The sequence below is a fragment of the Tenacibaculum litoreum genome, from assembly GCF_964513915.1.
Lineage (GTDB): Bacteria > Bacteroidota > Bacteroidia > Flavobacteriales > Flavobacteriaceae > Polaribacter > Polaribacter litoreum.
Genome location: NZ_CAZEQS010000002.1, coordinates 673,139 through 695,105, shown reverse-complemented (window position 1 = coordinate 695,105; position 21,967 = coordinate 673,139). Strand labels below are relative to the sequence as shown.

24 protein-coding genes are annotated in these 21,967 nt (G+C 31.8%); 13 read left to right on the top strand and 11 right to left on the bottom strand.

Annotated elements, in window-relative coordinates; translation table 11 throughout:
* The first annotated feature begins 195 nt into the window (after positions 1-195).
* The 5 genes from ACKTTR_RS04615 (at position 196) to ACKTTR_RS04595 (ending at position 2,909) form a co-directional block, all read left to right on the top strand.
* The gene (locus ACKTTR_RS04615; RefSeq protein WP_073184826.1) at positions 196-429 is read left to right on the top strand and encodes a thioredoxin domain-containing protein; all 234 of its coding nucleotides are present in this window, start codon (positions 196-198) and stop codon (positions 427-429) included.
* Between the two features lie 67 nt (positions 430-496).
* The gene (locus tag ACKTTR_RS04610; RefSeq protein WP_408026722.1) at positions 497-760 is read left to right on the top strand and encodes a DUF2024 family protein; all 264 of its coding nucleotides are present in this window, start codon (positions 497-499) and stop codon (positions 758-760) included.
* A complete protein-coding gene (locus ACKTTR_RS04605) occupies positions 760-1,362 on the top strand; it encodes a MarR family winged helix-turn-helix transcriptional regulator (RefSeq protein ID WP_408026721.1) in 603 nt (200 codons plus the stop codon). The genes ACKTTR_RS04610 and ACKTTR_RS04605 overlap by 1 nt, the downstream gene beginning before the upstream one ends.
* A gap of 94 nt (positions 1,363-1,456) precedes the next feature.
* On the top strand, positions 1,457-2,182 hold the full coding sequence (locus tag ACKTTR_RS04600; protein WP_408026720.1) for an AAA family ATPase: 726 nt from the start codon (positions 1,457-1,459) through the stop codon (positions 2,180-2,182).
* The gene (locus ACKTTR_RS04595) at positions 2,175-2,909 is read left to right on the top strand and encodes a YggS family pyridoxal phosphate-dependent enzyme (protein WP_408026719.1); all 735 of its coding nucleotides are present in this window, start codon (positions 2,175-2,177) and stop codon (positions 2,907-2,909) included. The genes ACKTTR_RS04600 and ACKTTR_RS04595 overlap by 8 nt, the downstream gene beginning before the upstream one ends.
* Here ACKTTR_RS04595 and ACKTTR_RS04590 read toward each other — a convergent pair.
* From ACKTTR_RS04590 to ACKTTR_RS04575, 4 genes are all read right to left on the bottom strand, one after another.
* Entirely contained in the window at positions 2,906-4,540 is a 1,635-nt protein-coding gene (locus ACKTTR_RS04590; protein WP_408026718.1) for an ABC transporter substrate-binding protein, read from the bottom strand. The two genes, ACKTTR_RS04595 and ACKTTR_RS04590, sit on opposite strands and share 4 nt — an antisense overlap.
* Positions 4,497-4,928 carry a DUF4442 domain-containing protein gene (locus tag ACKTTR_RS04585; protein WP_408026717.1) on the bottom strand — a complete coding sequence of 144 codons (432 nt, stop codon included), beginning with the start codon at positions 4,926-4,928 and terminating at the stop codon, positions 4,497-4,499. Before ACKTTR_RS04585 ends, ACKTTR_RS04590 begins: the two co-directional genes overlap by 44 nt.
* Positions 4,929-5,028: 100 nt before the next feature.
* A complete protein-coding gene (locus ACKTTR_RS04580) occupies positions 5,029-5,349 on the bottom strand; it encodes an antibiotic biosynthesis monooxygenase family protein (protein WP_408026716.1) in 321 nt (106 codons plus the stop codon).
* The gene (locus tag ACKTTR_RS04575) at positions 5,346-5,846 is read right to left on the bottom strand and encodes a GNAT family N-acetyltransferase (protein ID WP_408026715.1); all 501 of its coding nucleotides are present in this window, start codon (positions 5,844-5,846) and stop codon (positions 5,346-5,348) included. The genes ACKTTR_RS04580 and ACKTTR_RS04575 overlap by 4 nt, the downstream gene beginning before the upstream one ends.
* A 127-nt stretch (positions 5,847-5,973) precedes the next feature.
* Here ACKTTR_RS04575 and mtaB point away from each other — a divergent pair, with 127 nt between their 5' ends.
* From mtaB to ACKTTR_RS04555, 4 genes are all read left to right on the top strand, one after another.
* Complete coding sequence (mtaB, locus tag ACKTTR_RS04570) at positions 5,974-7,308, top strand: tRNA (N(6)-L-threonylcarbamoyladenosine(37)-C(2))-methylthiotransferase MtaB (RefSeq protein ID WP_408026714.1); 1,335 nt, start codon at positions 5,974-5,976, stop codon at positions 7,306-7,308.
* A 354-nt stretch (positions 7,309-7,662) separates the two neighbouring features.
* The gene (locus ACKTTR_RS04565; protein ID WP_408026713.1) at positions 7,663-8,409 is read left to right on the top strand and encodes a DUF6438 domain-containing protein; all 747 of its coding nucleotides are present in this window, start codon (positions 7,663-7,665) and stop codon (positions 8,407-8,409) included.
* Entirely contained in the window at positions 8,409-9,074 is a 666-nt protein-coding gene (locus tag ACKTTR_RS04560) for a lipase family protein (RefSeq protein WP_408026712.1), read from the top strand. Before ACKTTR_RS04565 ends, ACKTTR_RS04560 begins: the two co-directional genes overlap by 1 nt.
* A 36-nt stretch (positions 9,075-9,110) precedes the next feature.
* A complete protein-coding gene (locus ACKTTR_RS04555; RefSeq protein WP_408026711.1) occupies positions 9,111-10,013 on the top strand; it encodes a lytic transglycosylase domain-containing protein in 903 nt (300 codons plus the stop codon).
* Between the two features lie 269 nt (positions 10,014-10,282).
* On the opposite strand, the gene folE is transcribed toward ACKTTR_RS04555, so the two are convergent.
* The 7 genes from folE to nadC form a co-directional block, all read right to left on the bottom strand.
* Entirely contained in the window at positions 10,283-10,951 is a 669-nt protein-coding gene (gene folE / locus ACKTTR_RS04550) for a GTP cyclohydrolase I FolE (protein WP_408026710.1), read from the bottom strand.
* Between the two features lie 71 nt (positions 10,952-11,022).
* Positions 11,023-12,387 (bottom strand): histidine--tRNA ligase, encoded by a 1,365-nt coding sequence (hisS, locus tag ACKTTR_RS04545; protein ID WP_408026709.1) that lies wholly within the window; start codon positions 12,385-12,387, stop codon positions 11,023-11,025.
* A 148-nt stretch (positions 12,388-12,535) separates the two neighbouring features.
* A complete protein-coding gene (locus ACKTTR_RS04540; protein WP_408026708.1) occupies positions 12,536-13,471 on the bottom strand; it encodes a YihY/virulence factor BrkB family protein in 936 nt (311 codons plus the stop codon).
* A 154-nt stretch (positions 13,472-13,625) separates the two neighbouring features.
* Positions 13,626-14,003: a four helix bundle protein gene (locus ACKTTR_RS04535; RefSeq protein ID WP_073184801.1), complete on the bottom strand. Its 378-nt coding sequence runs from the start codon at positions 14,001-14,003 to the stop codon at positions 13,626-13,628.
* Between the two features lie 127 nt (positions 14,004-14,130).
* Positions 14,131-14,700, bottom strand: coding sequence for a pentapeptide repeat-containing protein (locus ACKTTR_RS04530; RefSeq protein WP_047790484.1), 570 nt, complete (start codon positions 14,698-14,700; stop codon positions 14,131-14,133).
* Positions 14,701-16,803, bottom strand: a complete 2,103-nt coding sequence (locus tag ACKTTR_RS04525; protein WP_408026707.1) for a M3 family metallopeptidase — start codon at positions 16,801-16,803, stop codon at positions 14,701-14,703.
* Positions 16,804-16,887: 84 nt separating this feature from the next.
* Positions 16,888-17,748, bottom strand: coding sequence for a carboxylating nicotinate-nucleotide diphosphorylase (gene nadC, locus ACKTTR_RS04520; protein ID WP_408026706.1), 861 nt, complete (start codon positions 17,746-17,748; stop codon positions 16,888-16,890).
* Between the two features lie 531 nt (positions 17,749-18,279).
* Here nadC and ACKTTR_RS04515 point away from each other — a divergent pair.
* The 4 genes from ACKTTR_RS04515 (at position 18,280) to ACKTTR_RS04500 (ending at position 21,956) form a co-directional block, all read left to right on the top strand.
* Positions 18,280-18,867 carry a 2OG-Fe(II) oxygenase gene (locus tag ACKTTR_RS04515; protein WP_408026705.1) on the top strand — a complete coding sequence of 196 codons (588 nt, stop codon included), beginning with the start codon at positions 18,280-18,282 and terminating at the stop codon, positions 18,865-18,867.
* A 620-nt stretch (positions 18,868-19,487) separates the two neighbouring features.
* A complete protein-coding gene (dgt, locus tag ACKTTR_RS04510; RefSeq protein ID WP_408026704.1) occupies positions 19,488-20,861 on the top strand; it encodes a dGTP triphosphohydrolase in 1,374 nt (457 codons plus the stop codon).
* Positions 20,862-21,009: 148 nt separating this feature from the next.
* Positions 21,010-21,708, top strand: a complete 699-nt coding sequence (locus ACKTTR_RS04505; protein ID WP_408026703.1) for a hypothetical protein — start codon at positions 21,010-21,012, stop codon at positions 21,706-21,708.
* Positions 21,709-21,725: 17 nt separating this feature from the next.
* Positions 21,726-21,956 (top strand): hypothetical protein, encoded by a 231-nt coding sequence (locus ACKTTR_RS04500; RefSeq protein ID WP_408026702.1) that lies wholly within the window; start codon positions 21,726-21,728, stop codon positions 21,954-21,956.
* The last annotated feature ends 11 nt before the right edge of the window (positions 21,957-21,967 follow it).

Below are 21,967 nucleotides of genomic sequence, written 5' to 3'. Positions count from 1 at the left end.
TATTAAATCTTTTCTATAAACAATAAGAACCGCTAAAATTACATAACATTTTTATTTCTTAATTAACTATTAACAACTTTATTATACACAACCCATCTCTAAAACAGGAACAGTTTTTATAAAAAAAATCAAAATTATTTTTTATAGTTAGGAAACCTAACTACATTTGTATCAAAATTTAAAATAAATATAATTATGAGTAAATCTATTTTTTATCACGCAGGTTGTCCTGTTTGTGTAAGCGCAGAACAAGACATTATTAACTTAATTGGTTCTGATAATGTTGAAGTTGTTCATTTTGGAGAAGACAAAAGTCGAATTTTAGAAGCCGAAAATGCCGGTGTTAAATCTGTACCTGCTCTAGTTACTCCAACAGGAAATGTACTTCACATTAATTTTGGAGCTTCAATGGACGAAGTAAAAGGATAATTTTTTTGCTCTATAAAGTTAGGATTCCTAATTTTATAGAGCTTTTCAATATTATAAACTAAATAAAATGAAAGTAGCTGTTTGGGATACATATGTAACAAAGAAAGATAATACAATAATGCATTTTGATATTATTGTTCCTTCAAACAATAAAGACACTAACATAATTTTTAATTATGGTACGGAATATTTAAAAACTAAAGGCCTAGAAAACCTTGAACTATCTTCAAAAGAATGTGTATTTTGCCATATTGAAATACTCAAACCTGAATGGGAAGACTCTATACATAAAAAAGGGTATTTTATATACGAAATGGAAAACTGTAATTAATGAAATCTCCTTTTGACTTAGATCAGCAAAACAATAAAATTGAAAGCAAAATAGTTGTGGCTTTAGAACGAATTTCTGAAGCTTTTAGGGTACTTCTTTGGAATGAAAGCAAGGAGAACTCTTTAAGCCCTATTCAAATTCAACTTCTGATTTTTTTACTGTTTCATTCAGAAGAAAAATGTAAAGTGAGTTATTTAGCTGAAGAGTTTAACATGACTAAAGCTACTATTAGTGATAGTATTAGGGTCTTATTAAAAAAAGAATTAGTTCAAAAGTTTCATAACCCTAGCGATACTAGAAGTTATATTATTGGTCTAACTGAGCTAGGAAAACAAATAGCAGAGAAATCCGCTAATTTTACTTTCAATATTGAGAAACCTTTAAGTTCATTGCCTGAAAAGCAGAAAAAAGACATTTTAACTGGACTTTTGAAAGTTATATACCAGTTAAATCAAGCAGGAGTAATAACCATACAACGAATGTGTTTTACTTGTTCTTATTATCAAAATGAAAACAATGAACATTTTTGCAAACTTTTACAATCTAAACTAGCCTCTAAAGAGTTAAGAATTGATTGTCCTGAACATGAATTTAAGAGTTAATATTTTAAAGCATCAACCCTACTACTTCTTAACGGTATGTTAAAAGGTTTAATTTATTACGTACAACCTTTTATTTTTGACAAAAAAATATAAAATGGCTATACATAACTTGATTCTTCAATCGAAAGAAACAACTATTGAACTACACGAAGTTCATCTAAGTGATAAAAACAAAAACACATTACTACAACTATTAAAAGAATTTAAACACGTTGCTGTTTTAGATAAATACAAACTGCCTGTTGATAATAAAATTTTATTGTTTGGACATACTGGCTGTGGTAAAACTACCACTGCAAAGGCTATTGCTAAAAAGCTCAATAAAAAAATCATCACACTTAATTTAGGAAGTATCGTCTCTTCAAAATTAGGAGAAACTGCCAAGAACATATCTGAGGTTTTTAAAAAAGCCACTAGAGAAAGTGCTGTCTTATTTTTAGATGAGTTTGATTACATCGGTAAAGCTCGAGATTATGATAGTAAAGATTCTAGTGAGATGAAACGATTGGTTAATACTGTTATTCAACTTGTAGATCAACTTCCAAATGACGTTTTATTAATTGCTGCTACGAATCACTCTAGTGTTATTGACACTGCTCTTTTAAGACGTTTTCAACTGAAGCTTAAATTCGAAGCCCCTAATGAATCAGATTTAGATAATTATTATGAAACTTTACTACAACAGTTTCCCGAAGAATTTAGAGAAGTGAATCGTATCTATGGTATATCTTATGCAGAAGCAAAAGACATTACTTTTAGAGCTGTAAAAAATAAAATTATTGAAAAAGAAGAACTTAATAGTCAATTAATAAATGGATAATATTCAAAACAACCTCAACATTATTCATCAAAGAATACAATTTGCGTGTAAAAAAGCTAATAGAAACCCAAAAGATGTTCGTTTATTATTAGCTACAAAAACGGTAAATACAGACAAAATAAATTTTGCTTTAGAGCAAGGTGAATCTCTTGTTGGTGAAAACAAAGTACAAGAACTAAAACAAAAATGTAGTGCAATAAAACACCTGCAACCTGAAGTACATTTTATAGGTCATTTACAAAGTAACAAGATTAAAGAAGTTATAAAGTGGGCTAGTTGTATTGAATCTATTGATCGCTTATCTGTTGCTCAAAAATTGCATCAACGATTAACTTTAGAGGAAAAAGAAATAGATGTATACATACAAGTAAACACCTCTTTTGAAGAAAGCAAATTTGGTGCTAATCCAGAGGAAACTATTGAGCTTGTAAAAGAAATTTCAAAGTTTACAAACATCCATATAAAAGGATTAATGACTATTGGTCTACTAAGCTCAGAGTCAAATGAAGTTCGAAAATGCTTTCAACTTTTAAAACAACTTCAAGAAGAAATTAAAGCACTTCAAATTCCTAATGTTGCTATAGAAGAGCTTTCAATGGGAATGAGTGGTGATTTAGAAATTGCTATTGAAGAAGGTGCTACTATTGTACGAGTTGGAACAGCTATATTTGGAGAACGAATATACCCTGACAGCTATTACTGGAACGAAACAAAAAATAACGCTTAGTTTTTCTGTACTCTTTTTAAGTTTAACAAATCAATCGGATTAATTCCTAAACCTGTAACATTTTTCTGTGTAAAACGAATTACCTCATCGTAATATAACGGTACAATTGGTGCTTCAGTAATTACAATGCTATCCATTTTTTGGTATAATCTATGACGCTTTTTTACAGATACTTCTTTAATAGATTGTTCGTACAAAGTATCAAAAAGTTCATTTTTAAAATGCGTGTAGTTAGGTCCATTAGGAGTAAAATTTTTACTGTAAAATAACGACACATAGTTTTCCGCATCAGGGTAATCAGCAATCCAACTTGCCCTAAAAATAGGCAGCTTACCATTTGCTTTTCCTTGGCGTAATGTTGAAGGCGGAATCACATCTACTTTGGTAGCTATTCCTATTTTTTGCAATTCACGTTGAATAAACTCGCACAAATCTAAATAGTTACTATTTGTTGTAATGGCTATTTGTGGATTCTCATCTCCTGTCTCTTCTTTGTATTTTGCTACTAACCTCTTCGCTTCTTCAGGCTTGTATGAATATCCTTGTTGATTATTGAATGAAGGCAATCCTTTCGGGATGAACCCGCTTGTAGCAGGACTCCCGATTCCGTTTCGCAAAAACTTAATCATCTTCTCTCTATCAAAACCATAATTTATAGCTTGTCGTATCAATTTAGATTTTGTTGGATGCTCCTCTTCTCCATCTAAATATATTCCTAAATATTCTGTATTTAAATACGCTCCTGTTTGCATATTGATTTTAGAAACATATTTATCTTTTAAGGTTCCATCAGTATTTAGAATATCATCTTTATATGAGGCATCTAAACTCTTCATAAAATCTATATTTCCTTGAATAAACTGTAAAAACTCACTTTGTTTGTCTGGTAAAAAAGTTACAGCTACTGCTTCTAAATACGGAAGTTGATTTCCTTTTTCATCCTTTTCAAAATAGAGTGGATTTTTCCTCAATACCAGCTTTGTATTTTCAACCCAAAGTTTAAAATGGAAAGGCCCTGTTCCAATCGGATTTGCTCTAAACTCATTCCCAAAATAATCAATAGCTTCTTTTGGAACTACAGAGCAATATTTCATAGCCAGCAATCCTAAAAAAGGTGGAAAAGGTTGCTTCAAATTAATTGTAAAAACTGAATCACTCTCTGCTTTAAAGTTAGCAACATTTTGCAATACCCAACCACCTGGAGACGCCACATTTTTATCAAGTAATCGATTAAAAGAATATTCAAAATCCTTTGCTATGACTTTTCTTGTAGAGTCTCTTCCAAACAATTCATGCTTGTGAAATAATACATCATTCCTTAAATGAAACTGATAGGTTCTCCCATCTTCAGAAATTGTCCATTTTTTTGCTATTGAAGGTTGTACTTGTAAACTATCATCCAGCTCTACCAATCCATTATACAACTGATTTACAGCCCAAATATTTCGTTGATCTTTTGCAAAAGCAGGATCTAATGAGGTAATATTTGAATGCTCATTATAGCGAAAAACTTGTTTATCTGTAAAGTTACTTTTCTCTTTTTTACAAGAAGTTATTACTAACAAAGCTATAAGAACTAATAAAAAATTATTTATTCTTTCGTCTATTTTTATAGTACGTTTTATCTGCAATGTAAATGGTTTTATCAATTTTTGTAAAAACAGTAGATTTATCTTTACTTACTATTTCTAGCTCTTTAATCAAATCTATTTTTTTCTCTACTTCTACTCTCTTCTTTATTTCTTCAATTTCATCAGTAGAAAAAACAAAATCTATAAAACCATCTTCATAAACAGGTTTTATAAATTTAATAGATGAACTTTTATCCCAAACAACATAATCATTTCCTAAAATATTAATTAATTGAATCATATAAATTGGATCTGTTGCCGAAAATAAACTTCCACCAAATATGGATCCTACATAATTCTTGTTTTTATAACTAACAGGAATTTTCACTTTCACGTTCAATAAGTCATCAGATACATATATTATTTTTCCTGTAGACCTTTTGTACATTGGAGATAAGTTAAACCCATACTTAAATATGGTGCTTTTCTTAAAAAACTTACTTAAAAATTTATTTAGTACTGCGTACATGAATTTACTACCTTATTTATTACCCTTTTTCAAACCCATACTCTCGTTCTACTTTACATATACGTAGTTGATATTTTTTATACCATCTTTCTCTCCCTATATTTCTAGCTTCAGTATGCTCTATGTTATTTTTCCATTTTAAGATAGCATCCAAACTTTCCCAATAAGAAACCGTAATCCCTACATCACTTCTTGTCGATTCAACACCTAAATACCCTTCTTGTTCTTTAGCTAAATTGTCCATTTTTTCAGCCATTTCATAATATCCCTCTGTATCCTCAGAAAGAGTTGTGGTGAAAACCACTGCGTAATACGGAGGCTTTAAATTATCTACTATCATAAATTTAGTTCATATTTAGTTTCTGGTAAACCAATATCGTCACTTATAAATTTCTCTATAGCAACAAAATTGAATCGTTCTAATATTTTAGCGGAAGCAACATTTTCATCAACCACACACCCAATAAGCTTTTTCATTCCTACCGATTTACAATACTGTATTAATCCTTCACATAGCTCAGTTGCAAAGCCATTTCCCCAGTATCGTTCTATAAATCGATATCCAATTTCATCATTACCTTCTTCATCTTTTACCAAAGCAACCGTGCCTATAAACTCATTATCAGCTTTTCGCTCTATGGCATAAATCCAAAAATCGTTTTCTTTATTGGTATATCGTGCTATAAGCTGTTCTAAATCCTCCTTACTTTCCTCTAAATTTTTAGATTCTCCTGTGGCGTATTGCAATACTTTCGGATTGCTTTCTAGCTCATAAAAAGGTTCTATATCAACAACTTGTAGCTTTCGAATAAGTAATCTTTTCGTTTCAAAAATCATGAATATTATCGTACTTTTGCAAACCCAAAACTGCTTTAAGCAGTAGTAGATTAAATAAACTATACGAACTTCTAAAAAATTAAAGACTTGTACAAGGCTTTTGTTTTTTATTTAGGACAGAGAAAAGATGAATGTAGATAAGAAAGTAGCTTTTTACACCTTAGGTTGTAAATTAAATTTTTCAGAAACCTCAACCATTGCCAGAAACTTTGTTAATGAAGGATTTGAACGTGTTGAGTTTGAAGAAAAAGCAGATATATATGTAATAAATACCTGTTCGGTAACAGACAATGCTGATAAACGTTTTAAAAGTATTGTAAAATCTGCTTTAAAGAAAAATGAAGAGGCTTTTGTTATTGGTGTAGGGTGCTATGCACAATTAAAACCAGAAGAATTAGCTGCAGTTGATGGTGTAGATTTAGTATTGGGCGCTACTGAAAAGTTTAATGTAACTAGCTATATTAACGACTTGACCAAAAATGATATTGGTGAAGTACATTCTTGTGAGATTGAAGATGCCGATTTTTATGTAGGTTCTTACTCTATTGGAGATCGTACTCGTGCTTTCTTAAAAGTGCAAGATGGATGTGATTATAAGTGTACTTATTGTACCATTCCTTTAGCACGTGGAATTTCACGTAGTGATACGTTAGAAAATGTATTGAAAAATGCTAAAGAAATTTCTGAAAAAGGAATTAAAGAAATTGTTTTAACAGGAGTAAATATTGGTGACTATGGAAAAGGTGAATTCGGTAATAAAAAACACGAACATACCTTTTTAGAGTTAGTACAAGCTCTTGATAAGGTTGAGGGAATTAATCGTTTACGTATCTCTTCTATTGAGCCTAACTTATTAAAAGATGAAACGATTGATTTTGTTTCCAACTCAAATACTTTTGTTCCTCATTTTCACATTCCACTACAATCTGGTAGTGATGAGTTATTAAAGAAAATGAAACGTCGTTACTTGCGAAAAGTATACACTGATAGAGTTACAAAAATTAAAGAAGTAATGCCTAACGCATGTATTGGTGTAGATGTTATTGTTGGCTTCCCTGGTGAAACAGATGAATTGTTTTTAGAAACCTATAACTATTTAGCTGATTTAGACATATCTTACTTACACGTTTTCACATATTCTGAAAGACCAAATACAGAAGCTGTTGAAATGGACGGTGCTGTTCCTAAAAAAACACGTGCAAAACGAAGTAAAATGCTACGCGGATTATCTGTTAAAAAACGTAGAGCTTTTTATGAAAGTCAGTTAGGTAACACCTTAACTGTTTTGTTTGAAAGTGAAAACAAAGAAGGATATATCCACGGGTTTACCGAAAACTACGTAAAAGTTAAAGCTCCTTGGAATCCTGAGCTAGTAAATACATTACACACAGTTACGTTAACAAAAATTGATGAAGACGGTTTAGTTCGTTTTGATTTTGTGGATGCAGAAGTTATTGTTTAATGTCTTTACAAAAGTATTCTTATATTCTATGTAGTATACTCTTATTCGGCAGTTTATTTTTCTTGTATGTTTTAATCAAAGACAGAATAGAAATTATTAGAAGCATAAAACCGAAAAGCATTAGAAGTTTTTTTGGGTATTATAACGATACAAACCTTATTAATTATATTATAAGTTTCTTTTCTAGGTTTGAAAAAAATCCTCTCGCTACAATTGCTATAAACATTATAGGACTACTTATATGGCTTCCTTTTTGGGTTCTTGACAAAATATTCAGTCTAAATATTTTTGAAGATAAATAATAGTGTATTTTTATAGTCTAAATGAATTTTCACTCAATCAAAAAACTCACCTATGAAATACCTTTTATACTCTTTTTTAGCCTTAGGAATCTCTTGTGGTATTCCTAAAAAAAGTTCTGAAACTAAACTAGCTGAGCCAACTGAAAAAGAGATCACTATTGAAGAAGAAGTTACAAAGCCTACAATTTCTCAAAACGAGCTAATTGTTGTTCTTAAAAACGCTAAAAGTATTGACGATGTAAAATCACTTATAAAAAACAGCGGTTTAACTTGGAGCAAAATGGCTTATGAAACAGATGCTTCAAAAATAGGTATTGTTGAAGTTCCTAAAGGAAAGCGTGATTTTTGGATTGATAAACTACAGGAAAGTGGTGAATTTAGATTGGTTGATGCCAACTCAGAAGAAAAATTAACTGATATAATTTCCGAAGAAAAAAATAACCTTTTAAGAATTATCAAAACTCCTTGTTTTGGTGACTGTCCCGTATATTCCGTTTCTATTGATAAAAAAGGAAATGTTCTTTACAACGGAATTGAATATGTATTAGTAAAAGGAACACAAAAATTTACACTATCAGAAAAACAACTGCAAGAGCTAAACAATAAGCTTAACAAAAAGGATTTTGCTAGTTTTAAAGATGTTTATAGCAACCCTAAAATTCCAGACTTATCTAGTACTTATATAGTTCATGATGGAAAACAAATCTTAATTCGTTTATGGAAAGATATTCCTGATGAACTTATTGATGTACATGAATATATAGATGGTATTTTATTAGACAAAAAGTTTATTGAATAATGTCTAAAACTCACCTATATTTTGTTCCTGGTTTAGCTGCCAACACCAAAATATTTGAGCGTATTTCTCTACCAGAAGAACATTTTGAATTGCACTTTTTAGATTGGATGCTTCCAACATCTATCGATGAAAGTATTCAAGACTACGCGCAAAGACTATGTGCTAAAATTCAACACAAAAACCCTATATTAATTGGGGTTTCTTTTGGTGGTATTATGGTGCAAGAGATGAGTAAAATTATTGATTGCAAAAAAATAATTATCATATCAAGTGTTAAAAACAACAAAGAGTTTCCTAAACGTCTTAAATTAGCACAAATAACAAAAGTCTATAAACTTTTCCCTTCAAAAGTTATTGCTAACATTGAAAGTTACGAACGTTACTTTTTTAATGATTATTTAAAAAAACGAGCTGAACTGTATAAGATATATCTATCTATTAGAGACAAAGAGTATTTACAGTGGGCTATATACAACGTATTACATTGGAAACAAGAAGAATCGATTCCTGGAATAATACATATTCACGGAAAAAAAGACGAGGTTTTTCCTATAAAGTATATCAAAAACGCAATTGAAGTTGAAAATGGTACACATGTGATGATACTGACCAAGGCAAAAACTATTTCTGAAATATTAAAAAAGGAATGTTTTTTGATGGATTAACACCATTACACAACTTGACAAAAACTAAAAGAACAAATGAACAAATCAATCCGCTTCTTATCTATCTTAACTATAGTATTTGTTGGAATTTTATTTACCAATACTATAAGTAAATCAAACGAACCTACCATTAAAAATGTGGCAGAAAGCTATGAGGTTAAAGCTTTAAAACTACCTAACGATTTAAATTTAGCTGGAGAACGAGTTCCTATTGAAAAACCTGACATTAGAGAACGAATGGATCGCGAGCTTTTAGTAAACACTTATTGGCAATCTAATGGATTGTTATTAATAAAACGTGCTAATAAATACTTCCCTATTTTAGAACCTCTACTAGAAAAATATGGCTTACCTGACGATTTTAAATTTTTAGCCTTGGCTGAAAGTGGATTTATTGATGAAACATCACATGTAGGAGCTGCGGGAATGTGGCACTTTATGAAACAAACAGGAAAAGAATATGGATTAGAAATTAATAGTAATGTTGATGAACGTTACCATATTGAAAAATCTACTAAAGTAGCTGCTGAATATTTAAAGAAATCAAAAGAACGTTTTGGTTCTTGGACACTTGCAGCAGCAGCTTACAATGCGGGTAACTATGGTATTTCAAAAAGATTAGATGCTCAAGGTGTAACTAGCTATTATGATGCTTTATTACCAGATGAAACTGAGCGTTATGTTTTTAGAATTTTAGCCTTAAAAGAAATTATTTCTAACCCTAAAGAATACGGTTTTGTTTTTGACCAAGAAGATTTATATACACTACCAGAAACATATACTGTTAAAGTAGATACTGCCATTAATAATATTGCTTTATTTGCTAAAAAGTTTGGAGTTACCTACAAAGAGCTTAAGCTACATAACTCTTGGCTAAGAGAAAACAAATTAAATAACCGTAGTAGAAAACTATACGAAATTAAAATCCCTGTTAAATAGTGAAAAAAGTACTTCCTTTTATATATTTATTCATAGGTATATTTATTTTAATTAATACATTTTCTATCTTTTTTCAAAAAAGAGAAGTGTATCGACTTTTATTTAGCTTTACAACCGAAAATCAATATGTTTTCTTGCTCTTTAGAGTATTATTTGCTTCTTGGTTTATAGTTGATGGCGTTAAAAAATTAAAACAAAGTAAAACTCAATCATAATAAAAAAAGCTCATTCTTTCGAATGAGCTTTTTTATTTATTTACAACTTATTTTCTATTGAAAATCAGTGTTTAATTTTATGTAATCTAAGAATTCACGTTTGGTTTCTTTGTTTTTAAATGCTCCACCAAACTCAGCAGTTACTGTACTACTTTCAATATCTTTAATTCCTCGTGAGTTAACGCATAAATGTTTAGCATCTATAACACAAGCAACATCTTGCGTTCCTAATGCTTCTTGCATTGCTTGTACTACTTGCATAGTTAAACGCTCTTGTACTTGCGGACGCTTAGCATAATACTCTACAATACGATTCATTTTAGATAAACCGATTACTTTACCATTTGAAATATACGCCACATGTGCTCTACCAATAATTGGTAACAAGTGGTGCTCACATGTTGAATATACAATAATGTTTTTTTCAACTAACATTTCACCATACTTGTAGGTATTGTCAAATGTTGACGCCTCTGGTTTATTTTTAGGGTTTAACCCCATAAACAACTCATTTACGAAAGCTTTTGCAACTCTTTTAGGAGTACCTTGCATGCTATCGTCTGTTAAATCCATTCCTAAGGTTTCAAGAATTTCTCTAACGCTCTCTTGAATTTTTTCAATTTTTTCCTTGTCAGAAATATCGAAAGCATCTGCACGTAAAGGCGTTTTAGCCGACGTACCAATGTGGTTCTCTCCTATTTCATCTATGCTATCGTCATTCATTTTGTTGCTGTTCACTTCAAACATTTCTATCTAAAATTAGTAGGGCGCAAATTTACAACATTGTTGGTAATTTACTGCACTTTATTTATCAATTCGTCTAAAGAACAAGTAGTTTGCTCTCCTGTAGACATATTTTTAACAACAAGCGTACCATTTTCAACGGTTGTCACTACAAACTCAATTTCTCTATTTGTAGCGTATTTCCATTGCTTTTTTTGCTGATTGTTACTGCTTGCCACGTCTGGATACATTTCTGACTTAATATTGTTTTGTCTTAATGTTCTTATGGCTTTTACTTTATCTAAACTCTCGTTTTCTTCAAAATTTAAAAACAATACTTTCGGTTTTGGTAATTCTACTGCTTCAAACAGCCCTAATTCTTCCATTACCAAGTATATTCTATCCAATCCAAAAGATATTCCTACTCCAGAAACATCTTTTAAGCCGAAAATACCTGTCAAGTCGTCATAACGACCTCCACCTCCGATAGAACCCATTTTTACACCTTCAGGTGCAGCTACTTCATAAATAGCTCCTGTGTAATAGTTCAATCCTCTAGCTAAGGTTACATCTAACTCTAAACTTGCCGAATCTAACCCAATACTTTCTACGTTATCAACTACAGTTCTTAAATCGGCCACTCCTTGTAATCCTTCTTCTGAACCTTCTAACATAGCCTCTAAAGAAGCTAACTTATCTTGATTACTTCCAGAAAAATTAAATAACGGATCAACTTTTTCAATGGCTTCAGCAGAAATTCCTTTCTCCAACATCTCCTTAACCACACCGTCTTTTCCTATTTTATCTAACTTATCTAAAGCCACTGTAAAATCAATCAACTTGTCTGATGCACCAATTACCTCAGCAATTCCTGATAAGATTTTTCGGTTATTGATTTTGATAGTCGTACCATTTAACCCTAACTTACTAAAAACTGTATCATATAATTGCACAAACTCAACTTCTTGCCATAGTGAAGTACTTCCTACTACATCGGCATCACATTGATAAAACTCACGGAAACGTCCTTTTTGTGGTCTATCTGCTCTCCAAACTGGTTGAATTTGGTAGCGCTTAAACGGAAATGTAATTTCGTTTTGGTGTTGTACTACGTAACGTGCAAACGGAACTGTTAAGTCGTAACGTAAGGCTTTTTCAGAAATTTTTGATGTAACTTTTTGACTGTCTTTATCTGCCAATAAGTTTTCATCTACTTTCTTCAAATAATCACCAGAATTCAAGATTTTAAAAATCAATCTATCACCTTCTTCTCCATATTTTCCCATTAATGTAGAAGAGTTTTCAAAACTTGGCGTTTCAATAGGTTGAAATCCGAAATTTTCAAACGAATGTTTAATCGTATTAAAAATATAGTTTCTCTTTGCTACTTCCGTTGATGAAAAATCTCTTGTTCCTTTTGGGATTCCTGGTTTCATATCAGTTATCTATTATCAGTTATCAGTGTTCAGTTATCTATTCTCAGTTGCCTGTTATCAGTTACCTATTTTCATTGTTCACTGATAATTGCTCACTGTGCATTGATTGTTGAGCCTGCAAATATCCGAAAAAATATGAAGAAAAATGTTATTTAGCTCTCGCTTTATTTTTACGTTTTAAACGATAAATTGTAGCATTTAACTCAAAGCCTAAGAGAAGAATAATGGCGTTTAACCACACAAAAAGCATTAAAATTAACAAGGTACCAATTGAACCGTATAATTGGTTGTATTGCGCAAACTTTACTACATAAATTCCAAATAAGTAAAAGGTAAACATAGATACTACCGTAGTTAAAATAGCACCTGGAGAAAAGAACTTCACCTCTTTACCTTGTTTGGTTCCGTATCTAAAAAGTAGCGATACAATGGTAAAAATCATTACTAAAAACAAGAAACCTCTTCCGTAGTAAAACAAATCTAAATCTCCTGTATTTAGCCATCCTATTTTATGGATTCTTGTAAGTGCTATTTGATAAAAGATAATCAGCGTTACGGTAACGATTAAGAAAAAAGACATTAATAATGACACCCCTAAAGAAACTACATAGGCTCTAAAAACGTTTCTCATTTCTTTTACATGATAAGAATATTCAAACCCACCAAATATTGCGTTTACACCATTTGTCATTAAGAAGATAGAAGCTAAAAAACCAAATGATAACAATCCGCCATATTGATTGTTAATAATATCTTTTATCACAAAGTCTACCGCTTCAAAGGTTTTTGGTGGTAACGCTTCTTGCATTAATGAGAGTAGTCCGTCTTGAAATCCATCAATTGGGATGTATGGGATGAGTGTTAAAATGAATAATAAGAATGGAAAAATTGCCATAAAAAAACTAAAAGCAATACCTCCTGCCCTTGTTGTTAATGCTCCTTTTACAATACCGATAACATACATTTCGAGTACATCATACAAAGACATTCCTTCTAACCCTGGAATTTTAATTTTCTTTCCAAAGGCTACGAGCCAGTTAATTACTGGAATTTTCTCAAGGCTTTCTTCTATCTGTTTAGTCATTTTCTTTTTAGTTGCAAAGTGTTTCTAGTTTCAGAGATTCTAAGTTACAAAGTCTTTTTAGTTGCAAAGTGTTATTGGTTGCTGAGGTTCAAAGATGCTAGTTTTTTTTAGTTTCAAAGCTGAATAGTGTTGCTGTATCAAAGTTGCATAGTTTTTATCGTTTTTCCTTTAGCTTTCTTATTAAACTTGACAGCATTCTTTCTATCTCTCTTGATTCCTCATAAAGTCTGTCAAAAGATTCCTTTGAAATATACTCTAAGTTTGAAGAAATTTCAAGTTGTGTTTGTAATTCAAACAACGAAGCTATTCCAATATTTAAAAACCGAATAAAATCTCCTAAACTTTGTCTTCCAAATCCTTCAGAAATATTACTTGGTACTGAAACTGCGCTTCTTCTCATTTGTGAAGTTAGTCCAAAAACTTCTTCTTTAGGAAAATTATTAGATATTTTATAAACCTCTGTTACAAAACCCATCGATTTTTGCCAAACCAACAAATCTCTGAATGTTTTTATACGTGTTTTTTCTTTCATTTTATACTTTTCTTTTTCACTTTGCTTCTATAACTCTAAGAAACTTTGCCTATCTCTAACTTTACTTCTTTTTAACTTCACTCCTCAGCATCTTTGCTTCTTTGTTACTTCAATACCCCCAACCACATTACTCCACCACAATATCATATTTATACAACAATCCTACAATATTCTCATTGGAAAATTTAGCTTTTTTAATGCTATTATTTTCAGGATCGATCGCAAAATTAGTGGCAGTTGTAAGATCTGCTTTTTCTAAATTCGTCTGATCAAAAATTGCTCCTTTTAAATCACAATCTTTAAAAAGACCTCTACTTAAGTCAGCTTCAACAAAATCTACTTCTTGCAAATTACAACTTATAAATTTTGTAGTAGGAATTTTTAATTGGTAAAAAGAAGATAAGTTTAGTTGGCAGTTATGAAAGCTCATTTCTAGCAAAAAGTTGTTGCATTCATTAAACTTTACCCCAACCATTTTACAGTTTTCAAAAGTGCAATCTTTAAAAAAAGTGTGGTTTACCACTGTATTACTAAAATTACAGTTGATAAACTCACACTCTAAAAATTCAATATTTGAAGCATGTACGTTCTCGAAATTGCAATTCTCAAACGTACAGCTGTCATATTCTCCTTTGTTGATTTTTGTTAGTGTAAAATCAACTTTTGTAAATGTTTCGTTGTCAAAGAAATCATTCATTTATTGTAACCCTCTCGCTTTTAACATTGGTTCAGCTTGCGGATCTCTTCCTGCGAAAACTTTATACATTTCTGCATAGTCAATCGTGTTTCCTTTCGATAAGATTTGTTCTCTAAACTTCTGACCGTTTTCTCTGGTTAACAATCCGTTGTTTTTAAACCAATCGTAGGCATCATGACTTAACATTTCTGTCCATAAATACGAGTAGTACCCTGCACCGTATCCTCCGTTAAAAATATGTGCGAAATAGGTTGAACGGTATCTTGGTGGCACCTCATCAATCTTCAACTTCATTTTAGCTAATGCCTCTTCTTCAAATTTAGCTACATCTTCAATGTTCGTATCTGCTGATATGGTGTGCCATTGCATATCTAAATTAGAAGATGCTAAGTTTTCAATAATTGAATACCCTTGATTGAACGTTCCTGCATTCTTAATTTTTTGTAATAACGCATCTGGAATCACTTCTCCTGTTTTATAATGTAAAGCGTAGTTATTTAATACCTCTGGATGTGTTGACCAGTTTTCATTGAACTGCGAAGGAAACTCAACAAAGTCTCTTGCAGTACTTGTTCCTGAAATTGATGCATATTTTTGATTTCCGAATAAACCATGTAACGCGTGTCCGAACTCATGGAAGGTAGTTTCTACATTATCAAAGCTGATTAATGCTGGTTCTCCTTCTGCTGGTTTTGGGTAATTACAAACATTGTAAATTACTGGTTTTTGTCCTCTTAATTTCGATTGCTTTACAAAAGCTCCCATCCACGCACCACCGCGCTTACTGTCTCTTGCAAAGAAATCTCCGTAGAATAATCCTAGCTTGCTTCCGTCTTCTTCAAAGATTTCATACACTACTACATCTGGGTGATAGGTAGGAATGTCGGTACGCTTTTTAAAGGTGATTCCGTATAATTTTGTAGCTGCATAAAACACACCTTTTTCTAACACATTGGTTAACTCAAAGTATGGTTTTACCTCATCTTCGTTTAAGTTGTATTTAGACTTACGTACTTTTTCAGCAAAATGATTCCAATCGTATGGAGCTAAAGTAAAGTCGTTTCCTTCTTTGTTGATTTCTGCTTGAATTTCTTTCGTTTCAGCAGCTACTTTTGCTAACGACCCTGGAATTAATCCGTTGAACATTTCAAATACTTTATCTGGTGTAGATGCCATTGTTCCTTGTAAACTCCAACTTGCGAAGTTGTCAAAACCTAAGATTTGCGCTTTTTTAGCACGTAACGATGCCATTTTCTTTACTAAGTCGCTTGTGTTATACTCACCCGCATCAGTTCTGTGAATTGATTTTTCGAACAATTCTTTTCGAACTTCTCTATTTTCTAAAGTTTGTAATAAAGGTTGTTGTGTAGTATTAATCAGTTGGATTTCGTACTTACCGTCTTTTTCTAAACCTTTAATTGTTTCTTCTGAAAGCCCTTTTAGTTGTTCTTTATCGGTAACTGTTAAACCTCCTTTTTTACTCGCGTCTAATAACTTTTTTCCGAAGTCGTTAGATAAACTTGCTAATTCTGCATTGATTTCTTTTAACTCGTTTTTCTTTTCTTCAGATAAGTTAGCACCTGCTTTTACAAACTTTTTATACTGTTCTTTAACCAAGTGTTTAGACTCAGCATCCAATTCTAAGTTGTCTAAGTTATCGTGTACCGCTTTTATTTTTTCAAACAACTTAGTGTTTAATAAAATTTCATCGTTGTGTTTAGAAAATTTAGGCGCTAATTCTTTTTGATTGTCTTTAATTGTATCGTTTGTATGTGCTCCTGCTAAAGCATAAAAAACAGCCTCAACATTATCTAACGTTTTGCTACTTTCTTCAAAAGCGATAATTGTATTTTCAAATGTTGGTGCTTCTGTATTTGCTATAATTTTAGCTATTTCTTCATTTTGAACTTCCATACCTTTTAAAATTGCAGGCATAAAGTGTTCGTTCTTTATTTTAGTAAAATCTGGTGCTCCAAAGTCTAAAGAACTTTTTACTAATAATGGATTTTCTACCATGTTTGAAGTGGTTTCTTTTTTAGTTTGCTCTGTTTTACACGACATAGCTACTACTAGCGTTGCTATGAGTAATAGTTGTTTTTTCATGAGTTTTGGTCTTTATTATTTAAACAAAGTGAACGTATTTACCTGTTAAGATTACTTCGTTTCACTCGTAATGACGATTCTTTATTAATCGACCGCTTTTAAGCTTAAATCCATATTGTATACTGAATGTGTTAAGGCTCCAGACGAAATAAAATCAACCCCACACTCTGCATATTCTCTAATGGTTTTTTCATTGATTCCTCCAGAAGATTCTGTTAAACACTGATCTCCTATCATAGCTACCGCCTTACGGGTATCTTCATAGTTAAAGTTGTCTATCAAAATTCTGTACACGCCTTCGTTTTGTAAAATTTCTTCAATTTCTTCTAAGCTACGTGCTTCTACAATTATTTTAATATCCAATCCTTTTTCTGCTAGGTACTTTTTCGTTTTGGTAATTGCTTGTGTAATTCCGCCTGCAAAATCGATGTGATTGTCTTTAATCATTACCATATCGTATAAAGCAAATCGGTGGTTTTCTCCGCCTCCTATTTTTACCGCCCATTTTTCTAAAGCACGAATTCCTGGTGTAGTTTTACGAGTGTCTAACACCTTGGTTTTGGTTCCTTCTAATAAATTGGCAAAAAACTTAGTTTTGGTTGCAATAGCACTCATACGTTGCATTGCGTTTAGTACCAAACGTTCTGCCATTAAAATAGACTGTGATTTTCCTGATACATAAAAAACAATATCTCCGTACTTTACAGGTGATCCATCATTAATCAACGTTTCTACTTTTAAATCGGCATCTACATAGTTAAACACCATTTTAGCAAACGCCACTCCGGCTATTATTCCTTCGTCTTTTACTAATAGTTTTGCTTTTCCTGTTGCTTCGGCAGGGATGCATGATAATGATGTATGGTCTCCATCTCCTATATCTTCTCTAATAGCATTTGCTATAATTAAATCTAACTCTTTATTAAATTGTTCTTGTGAAATCATAGTATTGAATTGTTGAGGTAAAAATACAATTATTTTTAGTTCTCTGTTTTGAGTTCTCTGCTTATTGTTGTGTAATTTTTACCTTTTCTTTACTAACAAAATTCTAAACCTGTTACAGGTTGTTTTTCATTTTCAACTACTTTATGTGTATGGTATGTGTTTGGTGTTTGTTTAGCGTATTATCTTACACTTTTACATCATACATTTTGAGAAAACTCTGTCAATTCGAGTGAATTTTATGATTGAAATGAGTAAAATTTGTATCGAGAAAAAGAGTTATAGCGTTTAAATTAGTTCTCGATATTATTTTTCGTACCTCAAAATCACTCGAACTGACAGTTTCCTATATTTTTATCTCTAAAGGCATCCACTGGTTTGACACTCTTGATTTATTTTCTTGCTTTTACGACTGTTTTTTACTCCTTCTTGTTTGTTTTTTATATTTTGCTATCTAAAAACTAACCGAATTTTAAAACTTACGTGTTGTAAAGATTAAGAAATTTTCTTTCAACTTATAACTACTCTTATATCATGGCTATAAACTATCCTTTTGGTCTTCCGTTAAAACATAATTTTGCTGAGTTTGTACACTACAACGGTTTATTTCTTCCGCATGAAACTGATAGAATTTTGAATTTATGGAATGAGAATCAAAAAATTAAGGCTACGCTTAGCGGAGCGGATACTTATGATGATGAGCTTAGAAAAAGCGATGTGATGTTTATTGAAAATACGCCTGAAACTGAATGGATTTACAACCGATTGGCTGGTTTGGCTATTCAGTGTAATAACGAACGGTATTGGTTTGATTTGTTGGGTTTTCATAACAATTTGCAATTGGCTAGCTATACTGAAGGTGACTTTTTTGATTGGCATTTGGATTTTGGTGCGGGTGAAATTTCTGATAGAAAACTGAGTATTTCCATGCAGTTATCTGACCCTGATGAGTATGAGGGCGGTGATTTACAGTTTATGCTGAATCAAAAAATTGTAAGTGCTCCTAGAGAGAAAGGTACCATCATTGTTTTTCCTTCTTTTATGATGCATCGTGTTACTCCTATTACTAAAGGGGTTCGTAAGTCTATTGTTGGTTGGGTTGCAGGACCTCCGTACAGGTAGTGGTTACTCGCTAGTTGTTAGTTTTTAGTTATTAATGCTTAGTTGTTAAGAGTTCGCGATTTATTTCTATATAAAGTTCTTATGATGTTACGGCAGTTGCCTTTGATAAAAAGGTCTGTGCCGTAGTGTTAACGGAGCATGCCGTGATATCAGCGACCCGTGCCGTGGTGTCAACGGAGCATGCCGTGATATCAGCGACCCATGCCGCGGTGTCTTCGGAGCATGCCGTGATATCAGCGACCCATGCCGCGGTGTCTTCGGAGCATGCCGTGATATTAGCGACCCATGCCGTAGTGTCTTCGGAGCACGCCGTGATATCAGCGACCCGTGCCGTGGTGTCTGCGGAGCACGCCGTGATATCAGCGACCTTGACAGCTACATCTGAAGTCGTTAGTGACAAATAACTCTACTTTTATTACTTAAATAATTGAGCTTATGGGATTCCGTAAGAATGTATGCTCGCTTTGTATTAGGTTCGCAAGAATTGTATAATTAATTAACTAATAATTATAACTTGTTTTAAGAACTTTATGATTTTCCTTGTTTTTGTTGGGCTGAAAGAATTGAAGTTTGATATAAAACTTGTACCTAATTAAAATAAAAAAACTCAAATAATGATAATGAATTGGAATAATTGCTTCTCTCCTAAGAGATATGGAGTAGACAACGGAAAAAGAGACATTAGAAGCGAATACGAGAGAGATTGGGATAGAATTATTTTTTCTAGTCCTTTTCGTAGATTGCAAAATAAAACCCAAGTTTTTCCTTTACCTGAGGAAGTCTTTGTTCACAATAGATTAACTCACTCTCTTGAAGTTGCTAGTATTGGAAGATCTTTAGGTAAAATTATAGGTAAGAAAATATCACAAATTGATGAAATAAAGGAAGATGGAAATGCTCGACCTTTTTATAGGAATAATTTAAAAAATGTAATTGCATCGGCTTGTTTAGCACATGATTTAGGAAACCCCGCTTTTGGTCATTCAGGAGAAGAAGCAATTTCAAAGTACTTTAGAAAACGTGATACTGATAAAACTGAAGATTTAAACTTTAAAAAGAACTTTACAGAACAAGAATGGAATGACTTAATCACTTTCGAAGGCAATGCTAATGCTTTAAGAATTTTAACAATGCAACAGCAAGGGAGAAACAAAGGGGGGTTTAGACTTACATACAGCACAATTGGTTCAATAATTAAATATCCTTGTGAATCTTCAGCTTCTAACAAAAAAATACTTCACAGGAAAAAATATGGATATTTTAAAATTGATGAAGAGGTATTCCTTGATATAGCAAAAGAATTAAACCTTATTTCTGACAATGTTGAATCAAGAGTAACTTATAAAAGACATCCTTTTGTTTATTTAGTAGAAGCAGCAGATGACATTGCTTACAATATAATTGATTTTGAGGATGCACATAGGTTAGGGATTTTAACTTACGAAACTGTAAGAAATGCGTTTATAAAAATCATTAAACATAACCCTAAAGATGATATCGAACGAGTAAAAGAACATGCTGACTCATTAATGAATGACAAGAACGAATCGATTGCATATTTAAGAGCAAAATCCATCAATACTTTGATTTATAAATGCTCAGATATATTTTGGAATAACCGAGACCAAATCATAAAAGGAAAACAAAACAAAAGTTTAATTCAGAGTATTCCTGAATTAAAAGAAGTAATGGATGAGATAGAAAAAATTTCAATTGAAAAAATCTATAATGCGCGAAAAGTGATAGAATTAGAAATAGCTGGCTTTAGAATCATGTCCAGCTTAGTTGAAGACTTTGTTACATCAGCTTTAACAGAAAAAGACAAGCGAGATAAAGAACAGAATAAAATTTTAGGGCTACTCCCAAAACAATATTATTTTGACGAATCAAGCTCAGCATATATAAAAGTAATGCACATATTGGATTTTATTTCTGGAATGACAGATTTATTCGCTTTGAAGTTATACAGAAAATTAAGGGGTATTGAAATATAAATAACGACGAAACACACCTCCGTATAAGTGTAATGAGGGTGGAAACGATTAAACCAAAGCTAGTGAATAATGACAAGGTTGAAAATATAGGTGTTTTAATCCTGTACTAGACTTATACAAAATCGTTAACAAAAATATAAAGCAAACTATGAGGTTAAACAATCAAATTTTATATGATTTCTTCATTGAGAAAAATATACCTGTTTTATATCACGCAAATACTGTTAAGACATCTTTAACTTATTTTCAACAAAATGGACTTCTTTCAAGAGGTGCGGTTGAACAACTTGGATTAGTTCAAACGACACAAAGTTCTGATGAAGCTGACCAAGTTTTAAATGTCTGGAATGATATTTTTTTAGATTCGACAGATTTACATTCGTTTTTTGGTAGACAAAATTACTATGGTCCTATCCTATTTGAACTTGACATAACCTTTTTGCAAAACTATGACTGTGAAATATGGATTACAAAAGACAATCCAATTTATTGGAGCACAGATTCCACAGATGAAGAGAGATATTTTCAAAACGTGGATGAGTTAAGAGAAGATTGGGGTAAATATCAAAGGCAAAAGAAAATGATTACTATTCGAAACAATTCGACACCTATATTATTTGACTACGTTAGAAAAGTTATTGTTGACGACCCAAGAGTAAAAATCCCTGACGGAAATGGAGACTACATTCATTTATTTAATGAAGCAGTCACACTAATAAAAGAACTAGTTCCTGACGGGCATATATTAAAAGGTAAATTCATAACGAGGGATTGTACGAACTGCTGGTGTAGAGATAATTACTTAACACAGGTTGTTCAAAATGAATTAAAAAGATTATTTTTATAAGATAAAATCAGACAATTATGGAAAAACAGATAAAATGCAAGAACTGTAATGAGGATATTATAGTAATTGAAAATAAATTATTCTTCTCGGAAGAAAAGTCTGAAACTTCAATTGAATGTCCAATATGTTACAATGTACTTGAAAATCTTTCTACTGATGGTTGGTTTTTTGTTCAAACGAAAAAAGAACACTTAAAAGAGAATAAAATTAAACAAAGTAAAGAAAAGCTAACTTTCCCTATGCCATAAATACTTTTGCT

What these genes read in the sequence shown, in the direction of transcription:
- ACKTTR_RS04610 (WP_408026722.1), top strand. Translation starts at nt 497, where the DNA reads ATGAAAGTAGCTGTTTGGGATACATATGTAACAAAGAAAGATAATACA.
- ACKTTR_RS04565 (WP_408026713.1), top strand. Translation starts at nt 7,663, where the DNA reads ATGAAATACCTTTTATACTCTTTTTTAGCCTTAGGAATCTCTTGTGGT.
- ACKTTR_RS04555 (WP_408026711.1), top strand. Translation starts at nt 9,111, where the DNA reads ATGAACAAATCAATCCGCTTCTTATCTATCTTAACTATAGTATTTGTT.
- ACKTTR_RS04500 (WP_408026702.1), top strand. Translation starts at nt 21,726, where the DNA reads ATGGAAAAACAGATAAAATGCAAGAACTGTAATGAGGATATTATAGTA.
- ACKTTR_RS04525 (WP_408026707.1), bottom strand. Translation starts at nt 16,803, where the DNA reads ATGAAAAAACAACTATTACTCATAGCAACGCTAGTAGTAGCTATGTCG.
- dgt (WP_408026704.1), top strand. Translation starts at nt 19,488, where the DNA reads ATGAATTGGAATAATTGCTTCTCTCCTAAGAGATATGGAGTAGACAAC.
- ACKTTR_RS04530 (WP_047790484.1), bottom strand. Translation starts at nt 14,700, where the DNA reads ATGAATGATTTCTTTGACAACGAAACATTTACAAAAGTTGATTTTACA.
- hisS (WP_408026709.1), bottom strand. Translation starts at nt 12,387, where the DNA reads ATGAAACCAGGAATCCCAAAAGGAACAAGAGATTTTTCATCAACGGAA.
- ACKTTR_RS04535 (WP_073184801.1), bottom strand. Translation starts at nt 14,003, where the DNA reads ATGAAAGAAAAAACACGTATAAAAACATTCAGAGATTTGTTGGTTTGG.
- ACKTTR_RS04585 (WP_408026717.1), bottom strand. Translation starts at nt 4,928, where the DNA reads ATGTACAAAAGGTCTACAGGAAAAATAATATATGTATCTGATGACTTA.
- ACKTTR_RS04580 (WP_408026716.1), bottom strand. Translation starts at nt 5,349, where the DNA reads ATGATAGTAGATAATTTAAAGCCTCCGTATTACGCAGTGGTTTTCACC.
- ACKTTR_RS04575 (WP_408026715.1), bottom strand. Translation starts at nt 5,846, where the DNA reads ATGATTTTTGAAACGAAAAGATTACTTATTCGAAAGCTACAAGTTGTT.
- ACKTTR_RS04600 (WP_408026720.1), top strand. Translation starts at nt 1,457, where the DNA reads ATGGCTATACATAACTTGATTCTTCAATCGAAAGAAACAACTATTGAA.
- ACKTTR_RS04540 (WP_408026708.1), bottom strand. Translation starts at nt 13,471, where the DNA reads ATGACTAAACAGATAGAAGAAAGCCTTGAGAAAATTCCAGTAATTAAC.
- ACKTTR_RS04605 (WP_408026721.1), top strand. Translation starts at nt 760, where the DNA reads ATGAAATCTCCTTTTGACTTAGATCAGCAAAACAATAAAATTGAAAGC.
- ACKTTR_RS04615 (WP_073184826.1), top strand. Translation starts at nt 196, where the DNA reads ATGAGTAAATCTATTTTTTATCACGCAGGTTGTCCTGTTTGTGTAAGC.
- nadC (WP_408026706.1), bottom strand. Translation starts at nt 17,748, where the DNA reads ATGATTTCACAAGAACAATTTAATAAAGAGTTAGATTTAATTATAGCA.
- ACKTTR_RS04595 (WP_408026719.1), top strand. Translation starts at nt 2,175, where the DNA reads ATGGATAATATTCAAAACAACCTCAACATTATTCATCAAAGAATACAA.
- ACKTTR_RS04560 (WP_408026712.1), top strand. Translation starts at nt 8,409, where the DNA reads ATGTCTAAAACTCACCTATATTTTGTTCCTGGTTTAGCTGCCAACACC.
- mtaB (WP_408026714.1), top strand. Translation starts at nt 5,974, where the DNA reads ATGAATGTAGATAAGAAAGTAGCTTTTTACACCTTAGGTTGTAAATTA.
- ACKTTR_RS04515 (WP_408026705.1), top strand. Translation starts at nt 18,280, where the DNA reads ATGGCTATAAACTATCCTTTTGGTCTTCCGTTAAAACATAATTTTGCT.
- folE (WP_408026710.1), bottom strand. Translation starts at nt 10,951, where the DNA reads ATGAATGACGATAGCATAGATGAAATAGGAGAGAACCACATTGGTACG.
- ACKTTR_RS04505 (WP_408026703.1), top strand. Translation starts at nt 21,010, where the DNA reads ATGAGGTTAAACAATCAAATTTTATATGATTTCTTCATTGAGAAAAAT.